Here is a 17,786-nt window from a genome sequence, read left to right as displayed (position 1 = left end):
GTTTATCAGACCCTTAACCGATCATATGTATTTGAGGACGCCGAGCGCATGGCCATGGAAAAGAATTTCGACGCACAGAGTGCTGAAACCCGTCTCTACGCGGCTTGGGAAAAGGCGGGCTGCTTTAAAGCGGGCGCAAATGCCAAGCCTGAGGCGTCCACCTTTTGCATCATGATCCCCCCACCTAATGTGACAGGCGTCTTGCACATTGGTCACGCGTTCAACAACACGTTGCAGGACATTCTGATCCGCTGGAAGCGTATGCAGGGTTTTGACACCCTCTGGCAGCCCGGCACCGATCATGCGGGTATCGCCACGCAAATGGTTGTGGAACGCAAATTGGCGGAAACGCAGCAGCCATCCCGTGTTGAGTTGGGTCGTGAGAAATTCCTTGAAAAGGTCTGGGATTGGAAAGCTGAGTCTGGCGGCACGATTATCAACCAGCTGAAACGCCTTGGTGCATCCTGTGATTGGGACCGCGAAGCATTCACCATGTCTGGTGCCCCCGGCGCGCCTGACAGTGCGCAGGGCAATTTCCATGACGCCGTGATCAAGGTCTTTGTTGAGATGTACAACAAGGGTCTGATCTATCGCGGCAAGCGCCTCGTGAACTGGGACCCGCATTTCGAAACGGCGATTTCTGATCTTGAGGTCGAGAATGTCGAGGTTGCGGGCCACATGTGGCACTTCAAGTACCCTTTGGCGGGTGGTGCGACATATGAATATATTGAAAAGGACGAAGACGGTGTTGAGACGCTGCGTGAAACGCGTGACTATATCTCTATCGCGACAACGCGTCCTGAGACGATGCTGGGCGACGGCGCGGTTGCTGTGCATCCCTCTGACGAGCGGTATGTGTCGATTGTTGGCCAGCTGTGCGAAATTCCTGTTGGTCCCAAAGAATTGCGCCGTTTGATCCCGATTATCACGGATGAGTACCCTGATAAGGATTTCGGATCAGGTGCCGTGAAGATCACCGGCGCGCATGATTTCAACGACTATCAGGTTGCCAAGCGTGGCGGCATTCCGATGTATAACCTTATGGATACGCGCGCGGCGATGCGTTCGGATGGCAAGCCTTATGCAGAGGAAGCAGCGGTAGCGCAGGCGATTGCCAATGGTGAACAACAGTTCGACGAGGCGATGATCGCCGCGATGAACCTTGTGCCCGATGAATATCGCGGCATGGATCGTTTTGAAGCGCGTAAAAAAGTTGTGGCGGACATTTCAGCTGAGCGTTTGGCCGTGATGGTCGATCACGTGGCGACGGATGAGGACGGCAACGAGACGGTTACGAAGGTGCCCTATGTCGAGGCCAAGCCGATCATGCAGCCGTTTGGCGATCGCTCCAAAGTGGTGATCGAGCCGATGCTGACCGATCAATGGTTCGTTGAGACCTCCAAAATTGTTGAGCCTGCTTTGGAAACTGTGCGTTCTGGCGCGACCAAGATCATGCCTGAGAGCGATAAGAAGGTGTATTTCCACTGGCTGGAGAACATCGAGCCGTGGTGTATTTCCCGTCAGCTTTGGTGGGGGCATCAGGTGCCTGTTTGGTTTGGGCCCCAAATTGCCTCCGATGGCTCCATCCAAGCTGGCGGCGATGAAGAGCAATTCTGCGCACCAAATTCTAAGGAAGCCATTGCTTTAGCTAATTCCCATTACCCAGAGGGAACAGTTGTAATCGTTGATGAAGAAACCGCTGATGTTGATCGCCATTCAGATGGAATTGGGCGCGCCCTTTTAGCGGCGGGCTTTGAAACTCCCAAAGGCCTATCGGTCGGTGGCAAAGCTGTTTCGCAATCGAAGAGAATAAAGGAGCTTCACGAAGCAGGGATAAAGGTCGCCGTTTTGCGCCGCGACCCCGACGTTCTCGACACATGGTTCTCCTCCGGCCTTTGGCCCATCGGCACGCTTGGCTGGCCTGAGCAAACAGATGAGCTGGCAAAATACTTCCCGACCTCGACACTGATCACAGGCCAAGACATCCTGTTCTTCTGGGTCGCGCGCATGATGATGATGCAGCTTGCTGTATTACCGGATGAACTTTCGATGGAAGAGAAAGTACCGTTCGATACGGTCTATCTGCATGGCCTCGTGCGGGATGCGAAGGGCAAGAAGATGTCCAAGTCCACAGGCAACGTGGTGGACCCGCTTGAAATCATTGACGAATACGGCGCGGATGCGTTGCGTTTTACCAATGCGTCGATGGCGTCTTTGGGTGGTGTGCTAAAGCTGGATACAAAACGGATCGAGGGTTATCGTAATTTCGTGACCAAACTTTGGAATGCTGGCACCTACGGCGATTTCAAAGGGACGTTTGAGGTTCCCCATTCGGACAGCGTACCTGAGACGGCTTTGCCATTGAACAAGTGGATCAAAGGCGAGATCGCCAAGACGCTGGACGTTGTTGATGCAGCGCTTGAAACCTATCGGTTTAACGATGCCGCGAACACGTTGTACGCGTTTGTGTGGAACACCTTCTGCGCGCAGTATCTGGAATTCACCAAGCCCATCTTGGATGAAGGCACACCGGAAGAGATTGCAGAAACCAAGGCGACTTACGCTTGGGCGTTGGATCAATGTTTGATCCTTTTGCACCCCATCATGCCATTCGTGACCGAAGAAATTTGGGGCCTGAAAGCGCGCCCCTCAATGTTGGTTCACACAGATTGGCCAACGTATAGTGCGGCGGATCTTGTGGACGCGCAAGCGGACGCGGATCTAAGCTTGACCGTTGCAATCATCGAAGCGATCCGATCAGCGCGCGCGCAGATGAATATTCCAGCGGGGTCGTTTATTCCTTTGGTTGTCAAAGGGATGGAGCCAGCAGCCCAAGCGGCGTGGGATCAGAATGAGGCGTTGATTATGCGTTTCGCGCGGATTGAGGCGATGACGCATGTGGATGATCTGCCTAAGTGTACGGTAGCTTTGGCGGTATCAGGCGGCACGTTTGGATTGCCCTTGGAGGGCGTGATTGATGTGTCGGCGGAGAAAGCGCGGCTTGAGAAAACGTTGGGCAAATTGGCCAAAGAACTGGGCGGTCTGCGGGGGCGTTTGAACAACCCCAAGTTTGCGGAGTCCGCGCCAGCCGAGGTGCTTGCGGAGACGAAGGCGAATTTGGTCCTGCGTGAAGACGAAGAAGCCAAGTTGAAGGACGCTTTGGCGCGTTTGGCTGAAATCGGGTGATTGAGTTGGGGGCGCTGTCCCCGCACGTGCCGTGCTCCCCCGGGATATTTGGCAAAGGAGAAGCTGGGGTGGGTCGAAACCTAGCCGAATTTGGGGGAGCGTTTTTGTATGTTGGCCATAACGGCTTCCATTTGATCGCGTTTGCCGATGAGGCTGGCTTGGGCGCGGGATTCTTCTAGAAGAATCGCGTCTTGGTCGTTGGCGAGTGCGTATGAGATAAGGGCTTTTCCAGTGCGTACGGCAGAGGGGCTTTTCGTGGCGATGAGTTTGGCCAGTGCGAGGGCTGTTTCAAGCGGTGTTTCTGAGAGGTCTGTGACAAGGCCGTAGTCTTGTCCTTGCGCACCTGTGAATTCTTCGCCTGTGTACGTGAGGCGGCGCAGCACGTCAGCGCGCATCAGGTCGGGCCAGATGGCCATGCCGCCCATATCCGGCACAAGGCCCCACTTCATTTCCAAGATCGACATGCGCGTTTCTGGCGCAGCGATTCGGATGTCAGCGCCTGAGGCAATTTGGAGACCCGCGCCAAAGCAAACACCATGAAGGGCTGCGATCACTGGCATTTCAAGTTGCTTCCAGACCATCGCCACATGTTGATAATCGTTGGACGGGCCGTGTGTGCGGCGCATCATAAGTTCCATGGGATCGCCGCCCGCAAGGACTGCAAAGCTTGCAACGTCCAGCCCAGCACAAAACGCCCCCCCTTGGCCCGAAAGCACAACCGCGCGCACATCCGTGTTACCGCGCAGGGCTTCGCCTGCGTCGATGATGCCCTTCAGCATATCAGGATCCACAGCGTTCATTTTATCGGGGCGGGACAGTTCGACGTGGGCGACGTGATCTGTGATAGTGGTTGTGACGCGCGACATTGGGGGCTCTCCTGTGAGATTTCCCCAAGGCTAGCCCTAAGGGTGCGCAGATGAAAAGCGGAACGTCAGGGAACGAGTTTGTCGATTGCACGCATCATGCCGAGCGATTTGTCATAAACGAGCGTCAAAATGCGGCGACCGCCTGTTTAGGCGGCGATCTGGGGAACGGTGCGCACGGCCCCTGCGGCCATCGCACTTGCGATAAATCCTCTGCGGGTCAGTTTCATGGTCTGCGCTCCCTTTTTGGCCCTCACGTTAGTTGCGAATGATTCTCACGTAGGTATCGTGTGGGCCGTTTTCAACCTTGCCCCAGCTTTGAACGCGTTCTAACCATATGCAATGACACATCCTCGCTTTACCGCCCTCGCCCAGACTTTGCCCGCGTCTGTCCCGTTTGTTGGACCAGAAGCCCAAGAACGCCAGAGCGGTGCGCCGTTTGACGCGCGCCTTGGGGCAAACGAGAACGGGTTTGGACCCTCGCCTGCGGTTGTCGCAACGATCAAGGATCATGCGCATGAGGCGTGGATGTATGGCGATCCTGAAAGCTATGATTTGCGCAGCGCGTTGGCCGTGCATCACAGCATTGCTCTGGAAAATATCGTGGTTGGGGGTGGTATTGATGGATTGCTCGGCAATCTTGTGCGTTTGATTATTGAACATGGCGACAGCGTTGTGACCTCTGACGGGGCCTATCCGACCTTCAATTACCAAGTAGCGGGGTATGGCGGTACGTTACACAAAGTTCCCTATAACGATGATTTTGAGGATCTGGACGGATTGCGAGCCAAAGCGCGTGAAACGGGGGCTAAGTTGATCTATTTGGCCAACCCCGACAATCCTATGGCCACGTGGCACGACGGTCCTGCAATCGAGGACATGGTTAACAACCTGTCAGACGGCTGCCTTTTGATCTTGGACGAAGCTTATAGCGATCTTGCACCTGCAAGCGCAAAAGCGAGCCTGCCAATTGACCACCCCGGCGTCATTCGGATGCGTACCTTTTCAAAGGGTTATGGCCTTGCGGGCATGCGTGTGGGCTATGCGATGGGCGCGCCTGAGTTGATCCGCGCGTTCGAGAAGATTCGCAATCATTTCGGGATGAACCGCTTGTCGCAGATCGCAGCGCTTGAGGCGCTGAAGGATCAGGGTGGGTTGCGCGGGATCCAACAGCAGGTTGCGCAGTCTAAAGTTCGCATTGATGCAATCGCTACGGACAATGGGCTGACGTGTTTACCCTCTGCTACGAATTTTGTTGCGATGGACTGTGGGCAAGACGGGGACTTTGCCCGCCGCGTTCTGGCTAGTCTGATCGCACAAGGGATATTCGTGCGCATGCCGTTTGTTGCGCCGCAAGATCGCTGCATTCGCATCAGCTGTGGGCCTGAGATCGAAATGGATCACGTCGCAAACGCGCTGCCGATTGCGTTGACAGCAGCGCGCGACTAGGCTCTATTTTTCTGACAGTGCTTTTGCAGCAGCGTCCAAAGCGCATGCGCCGTAGGGCAGTTCTAGTGCATCAAAGCCTGATTGGATCGTCGCCAATCCACCTAGCACCATATGCGTGTTCACATGGCCCATGTGACCGATCCGAATAAAGCCGTCGCCTTTCGGGTCTTCTGGTTCTGACATGCCAAGGCCGATGCCCAGTGTCAGCCCCGCTTGATGTTCCGTCCAGCGACGCAGGTCGGTTCCATGGGGTGCGCCCAAGCGCAGGGCTGTAACCGCACAAGAACGGTGCGCGCGATCTGCGACATTCAAAGTCAATGGGCCACCCTGCCCCCATGCTTCGCATGCTGTCCAAACGGCGCTGGCAAGGGATGCGTGGCGGGACCAAACGCCTTCCATCCCCTCATTGTGGATGATGTCCAAAGCTGCGCGCAAACCGTAAAGAAGATGGGTTGGCGCAGTGCCCCCGAAATATTCAAAGAAGTGTTCAGGATGCGCGCGCGGTTGCCAATCCCAGTACCGGCTGACGCGCGTCATCTTGGTGCGGACGCCAGCCGCGCGGTCATTGAAGAAGACCAGCGCCAGCCCCGGCGTCACCATGAGACCCTTTTGGCTGGCCGTCACCATGATATCCACGCCCCACGCATCCATTTCAAACCGATCACACCCCAAGGATGCGATACAATCCGCCATCAAAAGCGCGGGATGACCCGTTGCATCCAGCGCGGCGCGCACGTCGGCGATATTGTTCTTGATCGAGGTCGAGGTGTCCACATGAACGGCCAAGACCGCCTTGATCTTGTGCTCGGTATCTGCGCGAAGGCGCTTTTCGATCGCGTCCGCATCCATCGGAGTTTTCATCCCGAAGTCCATCAATTCGACCTGCGCCCCAAGCCCCGTCGCCATTTCGCCCCAACCGACGCAGAAGCGACCCGTTGAAGGAACCAGCACAAGATCATCCGGCGCAATCACATTGCTGAGCGCGGCCTCCCATGCGGCGTGGCCATTGCCCATGTAGATCGCCACATGATGCGCGGTGCGCGCAACGCGGCGCAGGTCTGGAATAATTCCTGCCGTCATCTCGATCAGCTCGCCCTCGTAGATGTTGGGCGAGGCACGGTGCATTGCACGCAGCACAGCGTCTGGCACCACAGAAGGGCCAGGAATTGCAAGATAAGGGCGACCATGCGCAAGGGACATCAGCGAAACTCCAACAGATTTGTCGGCGACACTACGCCACCCGCCAGTGCCGTCAACGTCTCGCGTACCTTGCAGTGGGCTTGCACGCAGTTTACATTCCCGAGACAGCACATTTGTTAGGACGACCACATGCTCAAGGCCCTCGGGAATAAAATCATCACGTGGGAGCGCAATTGGCGCTATTCCTTTGGTATGGACATCACCGATCCCGTTGAGCGGCGTAAATCCAAATGGCACTATAACTTGTTCGATCATGCCTTTTTGCGTGTGCCGTGGACCAATTTTTACCCTGTGTCCAAAGATGTGTGGCGTTCAAACCAACCAACCCACAAGCGATTTATGAAATATCGCGATATGGGGATCAAATCTGTGATCAACCTACGCGGGCCAGACATACGCGCGCATTATCTGTTCGAAGAAGAAAGCTGCCGTATTTTGGGTTTGAAGCTATATAATGCCAAGCTTTGGGCGCGCACGGCTGCTGATCGCGAAAATATCGTCGCCATTATAAATACGATGCGCAAGGTTGAACGTCCCTTCGTGTTCCATTGCAAATCAGGTGCGGATCGCGCGGGATTTAGTGCTGCGATGTATCAGATGGTGTTCGACGGTGTCCCCGTCCAAAAGGCGCGTGAGCAACTGTCGATAAAATTCATCCATCTGAAATGGTCTAAAACAGGCGTTCAGGGCTATATCCTGGATGTTTTTGAGGCGCGCCAAGCCAAGTGTGACATTGATTTCGAAACGTGGATCCGTACAGAATACGACAACGACAAAATCCAAGAGGGCTTTGATAACAAAACGCCCCCTGCGCAGATTGCCTGATATGGTTGATCCTGACACCACACCAGATCATTCCAGCCGCACTTTGCTGCGTTGGTTGTGGCGTGCCTATTTGAATCGTCATCTGTGGATGTTGCTTCTTGCGACGTTCTTTATGGCGCTTGAAGGCTCAATGCTGGGTTTGCTGAGTTGGATGATGAAACCCATGTTTGATCAGGTCTTCCTTGCGGGGGATCAATCGGCGCTTTGGTGGGTTGGCCTCGTGATCCTTGGGATTTTTTTGGTGCGCGCAGGGGCATCGGTTGTTCAAAAAGTGATCCTGACGCGGATTTCGCAGCAATCAGAGGCCGACATGCGCGGTGATCTTTTGAGCCATCTAATGCGGCTCGACATTAGTTTCCATCAGGTCAACGCACCCGGTACGTTGATGCAGCGTGTGATCGGTGATGTGTCTGCCGTATCCCAAGTTTGGAACGCAATTATTACAGGTGCAGGTCGTGATCTTGTCGCGGTGATCGTGCTGTTCGGCGTCGCGATGAGCGTGGATTGGCGCTGGACCGCGGTCGCGCTGATCGGCGTGCCGTTGTTGGTTCTGCCGTCCCTTGTGGCGCAGCGTTTTGTGCGCCGTCACAGCCGTACTGCTCATCAAATTGCAGCGCGCCAATCTGGGCGGCTTGATGAAGTGTTCCACGGCATTGTGCCCGTCAAATTGAACCGCCTCGAAAAATATCAATCGCGCCATTACGGCAAGCTGAATTCAGAGCGTGTCGAAATCGAAGTCCGTACATCCCTTGGCAAAGCTGCTATTCCCGGGCTGATTGATGCGATGTCTGGCGTCAGTTTCCTTGGTGTTTTGATCTATGGTGGCGGCGAAATCATTTCGGGCGAAAAGACCGTTGGCGAATTCATGGCCTTCTTTACCGCCCTTGGTTTTGCATTTGAACCCCTGCGCCGTCTGGGCACGATCACAGGGGTTTGGGAAGCGGCCGCCGCTGGCATTGAACGCGTCATGGAATTGCTGGCGCGTGAACCGATCTATAAATCCCCAGAAAATCCTGTAGCAGCCCCAACCGGTACACCAGCGATTACGTTTGAGGCTGTCGATCTCAGCTACGGCGACGCAGAGGTTTTGCGCGCCACGTCGTTTACGGCAAAGGCAGGTAAGACCACCGCTCTTGTTGGCCCGTCAGGCGCGGGTAAATCCACGATTTTTAATGTTCTCACGCGCCTCACTGATCCACACAATGGCCAAGCGCTGATTGGCGGCGTTCCTGTCACCGACATTGCACTTACGGACCTGCGCGATTTGTTTTCTGTCGTTTCACAAGATGCGGCACTGTTTGATGAAACCCTACGCGAAAACATCTTGTTGGGTCGCACAAACATCAGCGATGTTGATCTGAAATCCGTCCTAGACGCGGCGCATGTCACTGACTTCTTGCCACATCTTCCGGATGGGTTGGACACGCTTGTTGGTCCACGCGGATCTGCATTGTCGGGTGGTCAGCGCCAACGGGTTGCCATCGCGCGCGCTTTGCTACGTGATACGCCGATCCTGCTGCTGGACGAAGCGACCTCTGCCTTAGACGCACAATCCGAAGCGGTCGTGCAAGCCGCGCTTGAGCGCCTATCTGAGGGGCGCACAACGCTGGTTATCGCGCACCGTTTGTCGACAATTCGCAACGCGGATCAGATCATTGTCATGGACGCAGGTCAGGTCGTGGAAAGCGGAACACATACTGAATTACTGGCGCTTGATAAGGTTTATGCGTCGCTGCACAATATGCAGTCCAGCACCTAGGCCTTGCGATACGCCGCTGCGAGGGTTTCAACCGGAACACCTGAAAAATAACGGATCAACGTCCATAAATTGCGCCCGCCACGCTTTAACCAGCCGCTGCGTTCATACTTGTCTGCGCTGGTCACGGCCCTTGCATCCAAGCGAGTCAATCGCCCCTTCAAAACACGCACCAAGGCCACGTCCTCCATCAGGGGAATGTCCCTGTACCCACCAACTGAGTCATATAACGCGCGCGAAATGAGCAGCCCTTGATCGCCGTAGGGCAAGCCAAAGAGACGCGACCGCATATTCGCCCAGCGTGCGACGATCCTTGCAGGCAGGCCACCTTTCGCAAACTGTAGCTTAAAGTAGCCTGCATTAGCGCGACCAAGATGCGCCGCTGCGGCATCACTCCAGCCTGCCTCAAGCTGAGTATCTGCGTGAAGTACCAGCAGCCATTCACCCTGCGCCACTTTGCATCCGCGCTGCAATTGTCCACCGCGCGACGAACCGCCAGACACCCAAACGCCCCCGATTTCATCGGCGATCTGCTGGGTTGCATCGTGAGAGCCTCCATCGCTGACGATCAACTCTCGAATAAGCCCCGCCTCGACGCCTTCCATCAAAGATGCCGCACAGCTGGAAAGCGCATTTCCCGCATTCAACACGGGGATCACAACAGAAATTGGTGCGCGCATGGCTCTGCCCCTTCTCACTTAACTCTGCGCAGCCTATATCAAGGTGACGCCCCAAAGGGAGAGCAAAATGAACCACCCACATAACCGTCGCCTTTTGCGCCTGACGGGTGCAGACACACGCAGCTTTTTGCAGGGGTTGATCACCAATGATGTGAACAAGCTAGACGATGGTTTGATCTATGCGGCCATGCTGACCCCTCAGGGCAAATATATTGCGGATTTCTTTCTGGTACCCGAAGGGGACGCTGTCGTTTTGGATACAGATGCAGATCAAACGGACGCACTCGCCAAACGACTTACGATGTATAAACTGCGCGCAGATGTGACGATTGCTGAAGATCCGCGCAAGGTCTCGCGCGGCACAGGCACCGTGCCTGATGGTGCGTTTGGTGATCCGCGTCATCCCGCGCTTGGTTGGCGTGGATATGCAGGACAAGCCGATGAGGCCACCGATTGGACCGCGCTTAACGTGCAGCATGTGATCCCAAGCGCTGGCATTGAACTGACATCCGATAGCTTTCTGCTAGAGATGGGGTTTGAGCGCATCAATGGGGTGGATTTCAAAAAGGGGTGTTATGTCGGTCAAGAAGTCACCGCGCGCATGAAGCACAAAACCGAGCTGCGCAAAGGTCTTGCGCAGGTCACCATCACGGGCGACGCTGATGTCGGGACCGAGATCATGACCCAAGATGGAAAAGCCGCTGGCACGCTTCAAAGTCAATCGGGCAACCAAGCCCTTGCGTACTTGCGCTTTGATCGCGCCAAAGGCCCACTAAATGCAAAAGACGCGCAGATAACCTACGCGCCTTAAACTATTTTGTTGCACTCGTAAGAGCGTGCCTTGAACTTAGGCGCGCTCTGAATATTCCATCGTATCCGTGTTCACGACGATGCTTTCGTCCTGACCCACAAACGGTGGAACCATTATTTTTACGCCGTTCTCTAGGATCGCAGGCTTAAAGCTGTTCGCGGCTGTTTGGCCTTTGACGACTGGCTCTGTCTCTTCGATCTTGCAGGTTACTTTCTGCGGGATCTTAGCGTGCAACGCTTCTTCAAGGTGGAATTCGACAACGATCGTCATGCCATCCTGTAAGAACGGGCGACGTTCGCCCAGCAATTCAGCAGGCAGTTCGATCTGTTCGTAGGTTTCCATGTCCATGACGACCAGCATGCCTTCGCTTTCATACAAGAACTGTTGGTCCTTCTGTTCAAGACGAACCTTTTCGACCTTGTCGGCGCTGCGAAAGCGTTCGTTCAATTTTGAACCGTTGCGCAGATTACGCATTTCTACTTGTGCAAATGCGCCACCCTTTCCAGGTTTTACATGGTCGACCTTCACAGCGGCCCATAAACCGTTGTTGTGCTCTAGCACATTTCCTGGGCGAATTTCGTTTCCGTTGATCTTTGGCATTTGTGGTAAACCTATGGCAAAAGGTTGATGAAATCTTAATCACCCCTATATCTTTCGGGTAGCACCGGCACAAGATCGCTATATGTCGTGCTGCACCTGCAGCAAGCTATGCAAATTTTGCATAGATGCTATGCAAAAAGAGGGTATCCGAATCGGTGGCAATGGGTCATAAGAAACCTCATGCCGAAAACACAAGAGCAAGAAAAAAGGTCGGAATTATGAGAGATTTCGTTGATGGCACTGCCTACAACTCTGAGCAAGGCAACCGCGCGCGTAAACTTTTCGCCGCTGTGGTCCTCGCCGCGCTCGATGATGCAATTGCCGACGATAAGAAGTACGGAAACGGTCCTGAGCAAATCGCTCGTTGGGCGCGTTCCCGCGATGGACGTGAAGTATTGTCCTGCGCTGGAATTGACCCGAACGAACGCGTTGTCACAGGTTTGATGGATTTCGTTGGCAAAGGTGTTCGTACATCTGTCGCGTTGTCCCGTGAAGAATCCGAGCGTCGTAATGCCGCTCAACAGGCGGAAGCTGCTTAAATCCTTCGCCTAACTTAAAAACTTAAGCGCCCCCGATCTGCTCTTGGGGGCGTTTTTTATTGCGCTAGAAGAACATCAACCAACTGCGCGCAACCATGAGTTCAATGCCAAGTAGGACCAATGCCACGATACGCATCGGCCAACGTGGGAAACGTCGGAACAACACAATCACACAGATCAGAACCATTAACGCCTCAACCGGCTGCACCCAAAGCGCGTGATGGGCTTTGTCCCAGTAGCTAACGGGACTTTCAAAAACCCAATCGCTGGCGGGCCAAAAATGTGGGCGCCCATCATCGTGATGCAGCGGGAAATCTAGTGCAATGTGCAGCAGCCCTGCCCCTGCGAAGGCAATTCCAGCCTGTGTCTTCCACCAAAGCGCGAAGGCCAGCACCAATCCCCAAAGTAAAAATGAGTTATCAATCGCAAAAACCGTCTGCCAAGCGTTCGAAAAGTAGAGCTGATCAAACACGACATTTGGCGGGATTTGCAAGATCATCAATGACACACCAGCCATCACATAGAGCGATAGATCTGGCAGCAACGCGCCAATTGCCGACGCCTTTGTCACCTTGGGTTCAACTTTACGAGAAAACACAGCCAAACCGAGGATTAAATGTGCAGGTGTGTTCATCGCTCTTTCTCTCCTTGGCGCGTCGCACTATGTCTGAGTGAGTGCTGCGCTCTATGTCTGAATGTGCAACGAGGGACTGTCCATGACCAAAGCGATTATGATCCAAGGGGCTGGTTCGAATGTCGGTAAATCCATGCTGGTTGCAGGTATTGCGCGGGCCATGTCCAATCGTGGGATTTCTGTAGCACCTTTCAAGCCGCAGAATATGTCCAACAACGCGGCGGTCACTGTCGATGGTGGTGAGATCGGGCGTGCGCAGGCGTTGCAAGCCCTCGCGGCGCGCCGTGAAGCGCACACAGATATGAACCCTGTCCTGCTCAAGCCCGAATCCGACACCGGCGCGCAGGTAATTGTGCAAGGCAAACGTTGGGACACTTTGCGCGCGCGTGACTATGCCAAGGCGAAACCAAAGCTGCTAGGCGCGGTGTTGGAAAGTTTTACACGTCTTGCACGCACGGCTGATTTGATCGTTGTCGAGGGTGCAGGTAGCCCCGCCGAGGTTAACTTGCGCGCAGGCGATATCGCCAACATGGGGTTCGCAGACGCCGCTGGCGTGCCTGTCGTGCTGACTGGCGACATTGATCGTGGCGGCGTCATCGCGCAGGTTGTCGGGACCCAAGCGATCTTGCCTAGGGCAGACGCTGATCACATCAAAGCGTTTTGCATCAACAAATTTCGCGGCGATGTCAGTCTATTTGATGAGGGTCTGACGGCAATAACACAGCGCACAGGCTGGCCGTCCCTTGGGGTGATCCCATGGTTTACAGAGGCCTGGCGACTGCCAGCAGAGGATGTGATGGACATCGCCTCGACCAAAGGCGGCACATATAAAATCGCAGTTCCGCGCCTTTCACGCATCGCAAACTTCGATGACCTTGATCCCTTGTCCGCCGAAGAAGGCGTCAGTGTCGAGATCATTGAACAAGGCCGCCCCCTGCCTGGCGACGCAGATCTGATCCTGATCCCTGGCTCCAAAGCCACCATCGCAGACCTTGCCTTCTTTCGCGCCCAAGGTTGGGACATTGATTTGCACGCCCATATTCGGCGCGGCGGTCGCGTGCTGGGAATCTGTGGCGGCTATCAAATGCTGGGTCAAGAAATCAGCGACCCGCTGGGTTTAGAGGGCACGCCATCCACAGTTCAGGGCTTAGGGTATCTGAACGTCAGCACGATTATGTCCGAGCAAAAGCGACTTTCGCTGACCTGTGCAACCTACCTGCTAACAGGAGACGCCGTTGAGGGGTATGAAATTCATCTAGGCCAGACCAGCGGACCTGACACGGCGCAGGCTTGGTTGTCGATTGATGGACGTCCTGAGGGCGCGGCAAGTGTGAGTGGCCAAGTCATGGGCTGTTATTTGCACGGGTTGTTCAGTTCCGACGCGTTTCGCGCCAACTTTATCGGGCAAACTGCGTCGAATGACCTGAATTTTTCCGCAGAAGTGGATGCCGTTCTTGACCGTCTTGCCGCCCATATGGAACAGCACATGGACCTCGATTTATTGCTGGAATTGGCTGCACCCATCCGGGTTTAATCAAGCTCGTTCGCGGCCAAAGCATGGTAAATTTCGCGGCGGACCAGTTTGCGCACGTTGCGTGTAATCCGTTCGCCCAATGGGCCCTGCAATTCTTGACGCACGATTTCAGACACCATATCGCGCAGCGCTTCTTCATCCAGAACTGCGCCAAGGTCTTCGGTTTCAAGCAAGGTTTCGGTGGCGTTTACTTCGATCTCTGCTTGCGCAGCACCAACAGCGTCTGCATGTGCTTTATGAAAGGCGGAAGCATCATCCTTAAAGTGCGCCGATTGCGACGCACTCTCTGGATCCGGCAAGACCTCGCTTTGTAAACATGAGCGGCGTTCATGGCTGTCTTCCCACGGCACAGACTGCCCTGGCCGGCCTGCATTCCCACCGACTTCGGCACCGTCTGGTTCAAAATCGCTATCGGAGTTGCTTATCAAGGCTTCTAAGGCTGCAATCTTGTCTTCGATGCTGCGTGGCTTATCTGGCTGAGGGGTCTCTTCGACAAAAGCTGCGTCGGGTGCGGGTGTAATGAGTGAAGTGTCATCATTGGCTTCGTCACTACCGTCGCCGATATATTCGTTCGGGGCTTCGTCATCCGCGTGATTCATGTCACTGTCGTGAACGTCGTCCAACTGGGGTGTTTCTTGACTTAACTCTGCCTCATCACTTTCAGACTGTATTGGCGTTTGATCTGCTTCGTCGGACTGGAAAGCTTCGTCTATTGTCAGAATCAATGCGTCTTCAACAGTTGCATTGCTTTCTTCTGTATGGCCGTCGTTGTCGCGATCCTCATCGCGGATGTCCTCATCGTGCTCGATTCGCAGAGCTGCAGTCAAAACCAAAGCAGCCACCGGAACAGGCTCAGATTCTGCAGAATCCTGATGGTCTTCTTCAAATATTTCAACGGGTTGCGGAGGTACATCCGACTTGAAAGCTATTTCGTCATCGCGACGGTCTGCGGAACGCGCTTCATCAGACACAAGGCGCCGGATTGAGGACAATACGTCCTCTATTTCAAGATTAGTCACCGGTTCAGACATACAAAATCCACTCTATTTATGAAAAATAGATATCCGAATATGCGGATTTTCACAACAGATAGAAAGAATTAGCAATAGTTTTGCATGTCGCTATGACAAAATTATTCAAGCACCCTAAAACTGGCTAGTTTTTGCCGAGCGCGCGCAACACACGATTGAGTTTGTCACCTTGCGCACTCTTCGCAGGCGCATCTTTCACCAATTTATAATATGCAGCTGGATCGTACTGCTGCACGGGCAAGTTTAAATGCTTGGCCGTCAAGAGCCCCATAGAGGCCAGCGCGGAATAAGCAGCGATGAACTCGTCAGTTTGCACACCGATCAATCCCGAGCGTGCATCAAGGAGTTCTTGCTCTGCGTTCAAGACGTCTAGCGTTGTGCGTGATCCAACATTTGCTTCTTCACGCACCCCGCGGAAGGCAACGGTTGCAGCCCTAATTTGGCGCTGACTTGCATCGCGAGACGCCGCAGAGACGCGTAATTGCGCAAAAGTGTTGCCCACGTTCTGTTGGATTTGATGCCGCGTGATATGCAGGCCAGACCGCGTTGCATCGCGACGTGCCATTGCTTGGCGGTGAAGTGCGCTTAAACGTCCGCCTTGGTAGATTGGAATATTGGCTTCGAGTGAAACAGAGCCAGTATTGGCATAGGTATTCGCGCCTAAATTTTGCGACCGGCCAAGCCCACCCTTTAGCTTGAGCGTTCCGCGCATTGCTGAATCCGCACGCATGACCCGCAGGTCCGCTGCAGATACATCATGTTGAATCGCGTGCATATCAGGGTGATTGTGCACAGCGATCGACTTTGCCTTTTCGACAGAGTTTGCCGTGTTAGGAAGGGACTTTGGTGCGCGTAGATTGCCCGGATTATGGCCAACGGACACGCGGTATTCTTCTCGTGCGCTGATCAGGCCACCCTCAGCAGCAGCCAGCGCGGACCGCGCCGCCGCAAGGCGTGCTTCTGCCAAGGCAACGTCAGTGCGCGTGATCTCACCCACTTCGAAACGATCCCGCGCCGCGCGGAGTTCTTGAGTAATCAAGCGCACATTGCTTTGACGCAAGGCGACTGTCTCTGTGGTGCGGCGCACGTTCATATAGGCCCGAACAGCGCGTAGCAGAACGGACTGCTCCAACGACAACAATCGTGCCCGCGTTGCCAACACATTCTCTTTGGCTTCTTCAATGGCGAACTTGCTTTGACCACCATCATAGATCGTTAGTTCTGCCGAAATTTGAACTGCTGCCGTGGATGTACTGCTGTCGGTAATCGCGATCCCCGTACGACGCAAATTGCGACCAAGGGACCCCGTAAAATTCACAATCGGACGCAGAGCAGCCGTCGCAATCGCCACATCTTCATCAGCGGCCCGCAACAATGCGCGGTTTTGCTCCAAAAGCCCCGAGTGGTTGAAGGCACCGATTAAGGCGTCAGAAAGCGTTTCCGCTTGAAGTGATTGAACGCTCAGAACCACAACGCCGAGTACGGCTGCCCAGCCCTTAGCTTGCGCTTTAAGTTTAGTCATTCTGACCCCCAAAATCCTGCCAAATGGCAGACAGTTCTCAAATTTTTAACTCACGCGGCTCTGCAGCTCACCGCGTGAGTGATACCTTAAAGCGCGAATTCACGCGCCGCCGAAAATCCTGGCAAGACCGGCGCACTTGCATTGAATGACAAACGCCAGTTCATGTGTCCGTCGATTTTACGACCAATGCGCATTTCACCAAGCGCACCGTTCATGAAGAGTGCCGCCATGCGCCCACCCTCTTTCAATTGCTCAACAATCGCAGCAGGTATATCTTCAACGCCGCCTTGAATCGCGATGACATCGTATGGGCCATGTTCAGCAACACCGTCCGTCAGCGCGCCGTTGTGCAAGATCACGTTGTCGACGCCGGCATCATTAAGCGTTGATTGCGCATCGCCAGCCATGGCTTCGTCTGCTTCAACCGCCACAACCGCCTGTGCAATATGTGCCATGACTGCAACAGAATACCCGTATCCAGAACCAATATCGAGAACGAGTTCGTCGTTTTGCAGATCCAAAGCGTCCAGCATTTTCGCCATCGTACGCGGCTCAAGCACGACGCGTCCGCGGCCCAACGTGATGTTTCCATCCATATACGCTGCTTCGCGACGATCACTGGGTACAAAGTTTTCACGATGAACCGACAGCATCGCATCGATTATAGGGAATTTGGTCACATCAGAGGGTCGTATTTGCGTATCGACCATCATTACGCGACGTGCATCAAAATCAGACATTGGCTAAACTCTCTAGTTCAGAATCTTTTCATCAGTCTTGCCACATTGAGCGCGCTGCCACAACGCCTCCTAAAGGATAGAAATAGCACCAATTCGCTCTTCTTGGGCCTTGCGGCAACAAAACAGATCAGTTATCGGAAATTCACCATTGGCTGGCGAGTTGGTAGAGTGATTATGCAGCGGATTGTAAACCCGTGTACACGAGTTCGATTCCGGTACCCGCCTTCACAACATCTTGTAGATGTTAACTAAAAAACACCACTCGAGACCACATCTAGTCACCAAAATTTCTGTACACAATTCGTTCACAAAATTTCGGTGTAGTTTTGTCGATTCCACTGCTATCGTTTGTGTGAACGAACGGGAGCAGTTTAACGATGAGTTATGGAGTTAATTCCATACAAATTCACAAGAAG

General features: G+C 54.2%; 15 protein-coding genes. 7 read left to right on the top strand and 8 right to left on the bottom strand.

Annotation, left to right across the window (positions count from 1 at the left end):
• Positions 1-48: 48 nt before the first annotated feature.
• Entirely contained in the window at positions 49-3,186 is a 3,138-nt protein-coding gene (locus QZ279_RS05115; RefSeq protein WP_293448827.1) for a valine--tRNA ligase, read from the top strand.
• 80 nt (positions 3,187-3,266) lie between these two features.
• On the opposite strand, the gene QZ279_RS05110 is transcribed toward QZ279_RS05115, so the two are convergent.
• A complete protein-coding gene (locus QZ279_RS05110) occupies positions 3,267-4,052 on the bottom strand; it encodes a crotonase/enoyl-CoA hydratase family protein (protein ID WP_293448823.1) in 786 nt (261 codons plus the stop codon).
• A 339-nt stretch (positions 4,053-4,391) separates the two neighbouring features.
• Here QZ279_RS05110 and QZ279_RS05105 point away from each other — a divergent pair, with 339 nt between their 5' ends.
• Positions 4,392-5,498, top strand: a complete 1,107-nt coding sequence (locus QZ279_RS05105) for a pyridoxal phosphate-dependent aminotransferase (RefSeq protein WP_293448820.1) — start codon at positions 4,392-4,394, stop codon at positions 5,496-5,498.
• 3 nt (positions 5,499-5,501) lie between these two features.
• Here QZ279_RS05105 and QZ279_RS05100 read toward each other — a convergent pair whose 3' ends face one another.
• A complete protein-coding gene (locus QZ279_RS05100; RefSeq protein ID WP_293448818.1) occupies positions 5,502-6,698 on the bottom strand; it encodes an aminotransferase class V-fold PLP-dependent enzyme in 1,197 nt (398 codons plus the stop codon).
• A gap of 129 nt (positions 6,699-6,827) precedes the next feature.
• Here QZ279_RS05100 and QZ279_RS05095 point away from each other — a divergent pair, with 129 nt between their 5' ends.
• Both QZ279_RS05095 and QZ279_RS05090 read left to right on the top strand, forming a co-directional pair.
• Positions 6,828-7,523 (top strand): tyrosine-protein phosphatase, encoded by a 696-nt coding sequence (locus tag QZ279_RS05095; RefSeq protein WP_293448815.1) that lies wholly within the window; start codon positions 6,828-6,830, stop codon positions 7,521-7,523.
• 1 nt (position 7,524) lies between these two features.
• Positions 7,525-9,282 carry an ABC transporter ATP-binding protein gene (locus QZ279_RS05090; RefSeq protein ID WP_293448812.1) on the top strand — a complete coding sequence of 586 codons (1,758 nt, stop codon included), beginning with the start codon at positions 7,525-7,527 and terminating at the stop codon, positions 9,280-9,282.
• Here QZ279_RS05090 and QZ279_RS05085 read toward each other — a convergent pair.
• Positions 9,279-9,959 (bottom strand): TIGR04283 family arsenosugar biosynthesis glycosyltransferase, encoded by a 681-nt coding sequence (locus QZ279_RS05085; RefSeq protein ID WP_293448809.1) that lies wholly within the window; start codon positions 9,957-9,959, stop codon positions 9,279-9,281. The two genes, QZ279_RS05090 and QZ279_RS05085, sit on opposite strands and share 4 nt — an antisense overlap.
• Positions 9,960-10,026: 67 nt before the next feature.
• Between QZ279_RS05085 and QZ279_RS05080 the strand changes: the two genes are divergently transcribed.
• Positions 10,027-10,770, top strand: coding sequence for a folate-binding protein (locus tag QZ279_RS05080; RefSeq protein WP_293448806.1), 744 nt, complete (start codon positions 10,027-10,029; stop codon positions 10,768-10,770).
• Between the two features lie 36 nt (positions 10,771-10,806).
• Here the strand turns inward: QZ279_RS05080 and efp are convergent, their stop codons facing one another.
• Positions 10,807-11,370, bottom strand: coding sequence for an elongation factor P (gene efp, locus QZ279_RS05075; RefSeq protein ID WP_293448803.1), 564 nt, complete (start codon positions 11,368-11,370; stop codon positions 10,807-10,809).
• A gap of 218 nt (positions 11,371-11,588) precedes the next feature.
• On the opposite strand from efp, the gene QZ279_RS05070 reads away from it, so the two are divergent.
• Positions 11,589-11,909 carry a DUF6280 family protein gene (locus tag QZ279_RS05070; RefSeq protein ID WP_293448800.1) on the top strand — a complete coding sequence of 107 codons (321 nt, stop codon included), beginning with the start codon at positions 11,589-11,591 and terminating at the stop codon, positions 11,907-11,909.
• 64 nt (positions 11,910-11,973) lie between these two features.
• Here the strand turns inward: QZ279_RS05070 and QZ279_RS05065 are convergent, their stop codons facing one another.
• Complete coding sequence (locus tag QZ279_RS05065; RefSeq protein ID WP_293448797.1) at positions 11,974-12,543, bottom strand: cobalamin biosynthesis protein CobQ; 570 nt, start codon at positions 12,541-12,543, stop codon at positions 11,974-11,976.
• An 82-nt stretch (positions 12,544-12,625) separates the two neighbouring features.
• On the opposite strand from QZ279_RS05065, the gene QZ279_RS05060 reads away from it, so the two are divergent.
• Complete coding sequence (locus tag QZ279_RS05060; RefSeq protein ID WP_293448794.1) at positions 12,626-14,077, top strand: cobyric acid synthase; 1,452 nt, start codon at positions 12,626-12,628, stop codon at positions 14,075-14,077.
• Here the strand turns inward: QZ279_RS05060 and QZ279_RS05055 are convergent.
• From QZ279_RS05055 to QZ279_RS05045, 3 genes are all read right to left on the bottom strand, one after another.
• A complete protein-coding gene (locus QZ279_RS05055; RefSeq protein WP_293448791.1) occupies positions 14,074-15,096 on the bottom strand; it encodes a hypothetical protein in 1,023 nt (340 codons plus the stop codon). The two genes, QZ279_RS05060 and QZ279_RS05055, sit on opposite strands and share 4 nt — an antisense overlap.
• Positions 15,097-15,232: 136 nt before the next feature.
• The gene (locus tag QZ279_RS05050) at positions 15,233-16,630 is read right to left on the bottom strand and encodes a TolC family outer membrane protein (protein ID WP_293448788.1); all 1,398 of its coding nucleotides are present in this window, start codon (positions 16,628-16,630) and stop codon (positions 15,233-15,235) included.
• An 86-nt stretch (positions 16,631-16,716) separates the two neighbouring features.
• Positions 16,717-17,370 carry a protein-L-isoaspartate O-methyltransferase gene (locus tag QZ279_RS05045; protein ID WP_293448785.1) on the bottom strand — a complete coding sequence of 218 codons (654 nt, stop codon included), beginning with the start codon at positions 17,368-17,370 and terminating at the stop codon, positions 16,717-16,719.
• Positions 17,371-17,786: the final 416 nt, after the last annotated feature.

The sequence above is a fragment of the Planktotalea sp. genome, assembly GCF_018607965.1.
Lineage (GTDB): Bacteria > Pseudomonadota > Alphaproteobacteria > Rhodobacterales > Rhodobacteraceae > Planktotalea.
The sequence above is the reverse complement of the archived record's forward strand: the minus strand, read 5'-3'. Positions and strand labels throughout refer to the sequence as shown.

Bases quoted from the DNA above. Each gene is read 5' to 3' on its own strand.
- QZ279_RS05100 (WP_293448818.1), bottom strand. From the start codon at position 6,698: ATGTCCCTTGCGCATGGTCGCCCTTATCTTGCAATTCCTGGCCCTTCT.
- QZ279_RS05115 (WP_293448827.1), top strand. From the start codon at position 49: ATGGCCATGGAAAAGAATTTCGACGCACAGAGTGCTGAAACCCGTCTC.
- QZ279_RS05085 (WP_293448809.1), bottom strand. From the start codon at position 9,959: ATGCGCGCACCAATTTCTGTTGTGATCCCCGTGTTGAATGCGGGAAAT.
- QZ279_RS05090 (WP_293448812.1), top strand. From the start codon at position 7,525: ATGGTTGATCCTGACACCACACCAGATCATTCCAGCCGCACTTTGCTG.
- QZ279_RS05050 (WP_293448788.1), bottom strand. From the start codon at position 16,630: ATGACTAAACTTAAAGCGCAAGCTAAGGGCTGGGCAGCCGTACTCGGC.
- QZ279_RS05070 (WP_293448800.1), top strand. From the start codon at position 11,589: ATGAGAGATTTCGTTGATGGCACTGCCTACAACTCTGAGCAAGGCAAC.
- QZ279_RS05045 (WP_293448785.1), bottom strand. From the start codon at position 17,370: ATGTCTGATTTTGATGCACGTCGCGTAATGATGGTCGATACGCAAATA.
- QZ279_RS05110 (WP_293448823.1), bottom strand. From the start codon at position 4,052: ATGTCGCGCGTCACAACCACTATCACAGATCACGTCGCCCACGTCGAA.
- QZ279_RS05095 (WP_293448815.1), top strand. From the start codon at position 6,828: ATGCTCAAGGCCCTCGGGAATAAAATCATCACGTGGGAGCGCAATTGG.
- QZ279_RS05060 (WP_293448794.1), top strand. From the start codon at position 12,626: ATGACCAAAGCGATTATGATCCAAGGGGCTGGTTCGAATGTCGGTAAA.
- QZ279_RS05065 (WP_293448797.1), bottom strand. From the start codon at position 12,543: ATGAACACACCTGCACATTTAATCCTCGGTTTGGCTGTGTTTTCTCGT.
- efp (WP_293448803.1), bottom strand. From the start codon at position 11,370: ATGCCAAAGATCAACGGAAACGAAATTCGCCCAGGAAATGTGCTAGAG.
- QZ279_RS05080 (WP_293448806.1), top strand. From the start codon at position 10,027: ATGAACCACCCACATAACCGTCGCCTTTTGCGCCTGACGGGTGCAGAC.
- QZ279_RS05105 (WP_293448820.1), top strand. From the start codon at position 4,392: ATGACACATCCTCGCTTTACCGCCCTCGCCCAGACTTTGCCCGCGTCT.